7 protein-coding genes are annotated in these 5,733 nt (G+C 69.3%); 4 read left to right on the plus strand and 3 right to left on the minus strand.

The genetic code is table 11. The features are described from left to right. Together ACWELQ_RS36220 and ACWELQ_RS36225 are read right to left on the minus strand one after the other, a co-directional pair. Positions 1 to 637: 2OG-Fe(II) oxygenase (locus tag ACWELQ_RS36220; protein WP_452401526.1), on the minus strand; the 637-nt coding region annotated here is incomplete at its 3' end. Continuing rightward, a complete protein-coding gene (locus ACWELQ_RS36225) occupies positions 634 to 1,119 on the minus strand; it encodes a methylated-DNA--[protein]-cysteine S-methyltransferase (RefSeq protein ID WP_452401527.1) in 486 nt (161 codons plus the stop codon). The genes ACWELQ_RS36220 and ACWELQ_RS36225, both read right to left, overlap by 4 nt. A 172-nt stretch (positions 1,120 to 1,291) precedes the next feature. On the opposite strand from ACWELQ_RS36225, the gene ACWELQ_RS36230 reads away from it, so the two are divergent. The 4 genes from ACWELQ_RS36230 (at position 1,292) to ACWELQ_RS36245 (ending at position 4,373) form a co-directional block, all read left to right on the plus strand. Next, positions 1,292 to 2,239, plus strand: coding sequence for a hypothetical protein (locus ACWELQ_RS36230; protein ID WP_452401528.1), 948 nt, complete (start codon positions 1,292 to 1,294; stop codon positions 2,237 to 2,239). Positions 2,240 to 2,323: 84 nt separating this feature from the next. Further along, on the plus strand, positions 2,324 to 2,776 hold the full coding sequence (locus tag ACWELQ_RS36235; RefSeq protein ID WP_452401529.1) for a MarR family winged helix-turn-helix transcriptional regulator: 453 nt from the start codon (positions 2,324 to 2,326) through the stop codon (positions 2,774 to 2,776). Between the two features lie 73 nt (positions 2,777 to 2,849). Next, positions 2,850 to 3,443: a hydrolase gene (locus ACWELQ_RS36240; RefSeq protein WP_452401530.1), complete on the plus strand. Its 594-nt coding sequence runs from the start codon at positions 2,850 to 2,852 to the stop codon at positions 3,441 to 3,443. Between the two features lie 84 nt (positions 3,444 to 3,527). After that, positions 3,528 to 4,373 (plus strand): hypothetical protein, encoded by an 846-nt coding sequence (locus ACWELQ_RS36245; RefSeq protein WP_452401531.1) that lies wholly within the window; start codon positions 3,528 to 3,530, stop codon positions 4,371 to 4,373. 25 nt (positions 4,374 to 4,398) lie between these two features. On the opposite strand, the gene ACWELQ_RS36250 is transcribed toward ACWELQ_RS36245, so the two are convergent. Beyond that, positions 4,399 to 5,733, minus strand: a 1,335-nt coding sequence (locus ACWELQ_RS36250; RefSeq protein WP_452401532.1) for a hypothetical protein, incomplete at its 5' end; no start/stop codon positions are given.

The following is a 5,733-nucleotide window of genomic DNA, read 5'->3' on the forward strand; positions in this document are numbered from 1 at the left end:
CTCGTGCGCCTCGGACCGGGCGGTCGCGGGTGGTGAAGAGGAGGCCGTGGCCCTGCGGCAAGGGCATTGCCGCGCCGCGGGATTGGGCGCGGGGGCGTTGCTCGACCATGAGGAATTCGCCGCCGGTGTAGTCCACGCCGGGTGCGTCCAGGCCGATCACGACCTGGAGGGGAAACACCATGTCCCCGAACAGGTCTCGGTGGAGGGCGTTCCAGTCGCCCGGACCGTAGCGCAGCAGGATCTGGGAGCTTTTCACCTGTCCGGCGCGGTGGCAGCGGTCGATCCATTCGTCGAGGGTGTCGGGCCAGGTGCCGGGGCGGCCCAGGCGGGCGGCCCAATCCTGGGCGATGGGCAGGAGTTTCGGGTAGAAGGCGGAGCGCAGTTCGGCCACGATGCGGGGCAGGTCGTGGGTGAAGTAGCGGTACTCGCCCGAGCCGAACCGGTGCCGGGCCATGTCGATCGTCGAACGGAATCGTTGGCCGTCATCGTAAATCCCTGCCAGACTGTGACATTCGTCGGCGGTGAGCAGTTGCCCGAGCAGGGCGTGGCCGTGCTCGTCGAGTTCGGCGGCGACGGCCGCCCAGTCCTGCTGGGCGACCCTCCCGGCCCACACCGACGGCAGCGTGCCGGTCGTCACGCGACCCGCTCCAATTCCAGCAGCCGCTGCTTGCGCTCCACTCCCCCGGCGTAGCCGGTGAGCGACCCGTCCGCGCCGATCACCCGGTGACAGGGCCGCACGATCAGCAGCGGGTTCGCGCCGATCGCCGAGCCGACCGCACGCACCGCGGCGCGCGGCGCTCCGATGCGGCGCGCGATCTCCCCGTAGGTGATGGTGCTGCCGTAGGGGATCTCCTCCAGCGCTTGCCATACCCGCCGCTGGAATTCGGTGCCGCCGTCGGCGAATCGGAGGTCGAAGCCGGTGCGCTCGCCCGCGAAGTAGGCGGTCAGCTGCGGGACGACGGCCGCGAACGCGTCCGCGTCGGCGACCCAATCCGGTTCGACCAGAACACTCTTCGCCCCGGTCATCGACACCGCGGTCAGCACGAGCCCGGCCTCGCTCACTTCGCCTGCGAGCAGCAGTTCTCCCACCGGGCTGCTCATCGTCGTGTACACGGTCATCGCTTCCTCCTCGCTCGTTCATTCCTTGTCCATCACCCACTCTGGCCGACCGGAACCGCGATCACCGGCGGAAATCGGCCATGGCATTTGGCGGTATTCGGACGGAATTCCGGGTCGGTCGCGCTGCCGATTCCGCCGACCCGCCCACCTCGTCGCGCCTAGACTCTGCGGCATGGGTGTGGCCTGGCCCGATGCGGTCGACGAGGTACTCGGGGGCGACCTGACCTGCGCGTTGGGGATCAATACCGATGCGGGCGGGGTGGTGGTGTCCACGCTCGCGCCGATCGGATTGCGGGACCGGCAGCGGGGCACGGTGGGGGTGACGACGTCGCTCGGGTTCGGGCGGAAGTTGTTGCGGATCAAGAAGGATCCGAGGGTGGCGCTCGCGTATCACAGCCGCGCGCACGGCCTGGGCGATCCGGCGAATCAACGGTTCATCCTGGTGCAAGGCATCGCGAGTTTCGACCCGACACCGGACCAGGACACGCTCGACACCATCGGCGAGCAGGCGGTCCCGTACCTGGGCGCACTGCGGCGCGGACCATTCTGGAATCGGTGGCTCAGCGCCTACTACGCCGACCGGGTGGTGATCACGGTCGAGGCGCAGCGCATCATCGTGTGGCCGGATCTGCGCGCGGCCGGGGAACCGGAAGTGCTGGGCGAACCGTTGAAGGCGGAAGATCCTGCGGCACAACGACCTCCAGGAAAAGGCACCGGCCCGCGAGTCGATGTCGGCAAGGCGGCGAAGCGAGCCGAAAAGCTCCCCCATCACCTCCTCGCCTACCAGCAAGCGGACGGATTTCCCATGCTGGTGCCATTCGAGTCGGCAACCGCGGAAGCAAACGGTATGTGGCTGTCCATACCCGCCGGACTACCCGACGGCGGCCGCCGCGCGGGCCTGCTGTCTCACGATTACCGGCCCGCGCTAGTCGGTCTGGAAACCCGCCAGCACACCGGCTGGCTCGAGGTCACCGACGGACAGGCGCTCTACGCGCCCCACACCGAGACGGGATTCGTCGCACCACCGAACAAAACCCTCCTCCTGCTGGCCAACGGCTACCTCGCCCGCCGGGGCCTACGCCAGGCGACCGCGACAGGACTCCTCGACGCCCTCTCCTGACCCAGCGGCGTCGGATGCGTCGCAGTAGACGTAATTAGACAGGTAAACTTGCAAGTTTGACTGCGTTCGTGGCAGGCTGGCCTGGTGAGCGTTGAGAAGGCCGCCAGACCTGACGCCGCGGTGATCGCTGCGGCCGGTGAGCTGCGGGTGGTGGCGAGCCGGTTGTTGCGGCAGTTGCGGGCGGCGCGGGGCGGGGTCGAGATGACGCCTTCGCAGGCCGTGGTGATGAGCAGGCTCGGCAGTGAAGGGCCGATGTCGGTGGCCGAGTTGGCGCGCGCCGAACGGGTTCGGCCGCAGTCGATGCGTACCACGCTCGCCGCTCTCGAGGAACGCGGATTGGTTTCGCGCGCAGCGCATCCCACCGATCAGCGCCAAGTGCTCGTGTCACTCAGCGAGACCGGACGCGCGCTGCTGCGCCGCGCCCACGACGCAAAAGAGGACTGGCTCGCCACCGCGATCACCACGAAATTGACTGCCGCCGAGCAGGATTCGCTGATCGCCGCGATCCCCCTGCTGTCCCGGCTGGTCGAGGACTGACCGGCCGATCCAGCGGACAGTCGAACCGAAATCACCGCGAACCGAAATCCCCACCAAAGGAACAGGATTGCCCATGCCCACGAACCTGCTCGACCCGAAGACCGCCCTGGTCCTCATCGACCTGCAGCGCGGAGTCGCCGCCATGCCCACCCAGCCGCATACCGCGGACGAGGTGATCCAGCGGGGAGCCCAGCTGGCCAAGGCCTTCCGCGAGCAGGGCCTGCCCGTGATCCTGGTCCGCGTCTCCTTCGCCGAGGACGGCGGCGACACGCCTCCCGGCCGCACCATGCAGCCCGGCGGCGCCCGCCAGACCCCGCCCCCGGGCTGGGACGAACTCGTCGACGAACTCGATGTCCAGCCCTCCGACATCCGGGTCACCAAACGCCAGTGGGGCGCCTTCCACGGCACCGACCTCGACCTCCAGCTCCGCCGCCGCGGCATCACCACCATCGTCCTGGGCGGCATCGCCACCAGCATCGGCGTCGAATCCACCGCCCGAGCCGCCCACGAACACGGCTACCACGTGGTCATCGCCACCGACGCCTCCGCCGACCGAGACCCCGCCTCCCACACCCACTCCCTCGAAAAAATCTTCCCCCGCCTCGGCATCACCGCCACCACCGACGAGATCCTCGAAGCGGTCGCCGCCCTCCCCACCGCCGACTGACCAGCGACACGGGCGATTCGGAGCAACCGGGCGCGTCTCAGCAATTCTGAACATATGTTCGATGGGTTGCCTAACGTCGGCTACGTGCCCTCGATCCGCCACGAGATCCCCCTGCAGTTGCTGCGCCATCGCCCCGAGGTCGCGCCCTTGATCGCCCGCACGGTACTCGGACTGCCGGTACCCGATTTACCGTGCTGGCGGCCGGGTCCTGAGACAGTCACTCTCTTATCCCCGGCCGAACTTCATCTCAACGTAGTCCTGGTCGGAATCGACGCGGACAAACCCGAGTTCGCCATCGTCCACGAAGTACAGAACTCTTGCAGCGCGGCCGATCTCGAACGTATCGCCCTGAGCTGGCCCGCCTACGTCACCCACGTACGCCAACGATTGGGCTGCCGAGTGCTGCTCCTCGCCTTCCGCCCCCGCACCTACTGGCCCGGCATGCTGCCCGCGATCACCACTGTCGCCGACCAGTGGCCCGAACTCGCCCTACTCTCCGCCCCCGGCCATCTGGGTGACACCGAGCGCCGCGCCGTGCTCACCATGGCGCTCGAGGCGATGCAGCACCTCGAGCCGGATTGGCGTGTCCACTACCATGACTACATCAGCAAATGCGTACCTGCTCGGTACCGGAAAGAGTGGGAGCGACTCGTGGCCATGGCAATCGAGAACTACCACTGGGAAAGCGACTTCGCCCTGGAACACCAAGCCATCGGCCGGGCCGAGGGCAAGGCCGAGGGGCGTGCCGAGGCCCTTGCGGGGTCTGTGCTGCGGGTTCTCGGTCAGCGAGGGATCGCGGTCTCCGATGAGATTCGCGATCGGGTCACGGGCTGCTCGGATCTTGATCAGCTGACGCGGTGGCTGGATCGGTCGCTCGTGGTCGCCCGTGCCGAGCAGATCTTCGACACCGGCGCACAGCGAACCGAGTAGAGGTAGCGGCGGCCACGGGCGTCGGTTATTTGCCTCGGGTGTGGGCTCGCGACCACAGGGTGGGCCAGCCGCCGGCGAGGAGGTAGGCGGTGGGGATGAGTAGGCCGTGGTCGGCGATGTGGGTCCAGAAGTGTTCGCGGTCCGGGCCGAGAGCGGTTGTGGCGAGGCCCAGTTCGGCGGCTGCGGGCCAGGCGGACATCCAGGGGCCGTTGGGGTCGTCGAGGGTGGTTGTGGGGAAGCCGGGGATGGTGAGCGCACGGGGGGCGCTGATCGACGAGGTCGGGATGTGGTGCGCTGGTGCGCATGTCGTCGCGAGGATCAGCGCGCAGAGCAGGTCGGGAGTCGGGTAGTGGGTGACGGCGTGAGCCAGGGCGGGGTTGTCGGCGCGGAACAGGCGGCCGAAGGCGGCGCGGAGGCGCTGGGCGATCAGATCCATGGAGCGGGCGGCGGCGATGTCGGGGTCTTTCACCAGGGCGCGCAAGGTTTTCGACGGGATCGGCGCGTCTTTCGTGATCGTGTGCAGGCGGGGATGGGAGGTCAGGATGGCCGGGTCGAGGGTGTCGACGGCCAGTGCCAGCGGGCGGGTTGCGGTGGCGGTCCACAGGCGCGGGAGGTCGGCCGGGTGGGCGGTGAGGAAGTCGGCGCAGAGGCAGGTGAGGCGGTCCGCGGGTGAACGGCGCAGGGCCGTGAGGGTTTTCGGGTCGCCGTCCAGGTCGCCCGCGAGGGCCGCGAAGGCGCGCAGGGCGGGTTCGGCGTCGATCATCGCCTTGCGGGCCGCCTCGCGCAGGGGCGGGCCGACCTCGCGGAGTGGGTTCGGGGCGGCGCGCCGGGCCTGGGCGGGAAGATCCGACGCCGCCGGTTCCGGCGGGTCGATGTCGGGTTCGTCGGCGCGCAGGGTCGCGGCCCAGGTTTGGAGGGCTTGGCGCAGTGCGGGGTCGGGTTCGTTGTTGAAGCGGCCCGCCATCTCGCGCACCGACCAGCCGCGGCCGGTGCGACGGAGTTCGGCGTTGGCGACGAGGGTGTCCCGCTCGTCGCGCAGGGCGATGAGGATGCTGAGGCCGCGGGCGGCCTGCTCCTGATACCACGGTCCGGCAATGCAATTGCCCATGTAGTCCGACCATTCCGCGAGCCGGGTCGCGCCGCGGCCGATCTGCACACGCACCCCGGTCCCCGGCAGGATCGCGCCGTCGTACGCGAGTACCGCGTCGTCCACGTCGAATTCGCCGGTGAGCGCGGACGCGATGACGCCGCTGGCGACGAGTGCGGCGCACAGGCCCGCCCAGTCGCGGCAGCGGGCGGGCGCGGGCGCACCGAGGTCGAGCAGCTGCGCCGCACCGGCCACGGCGAGCGGGAGCGACTC

It is taken from the genome of Nocardia sp. NPDC004722 (assembly GCF_053601505.1).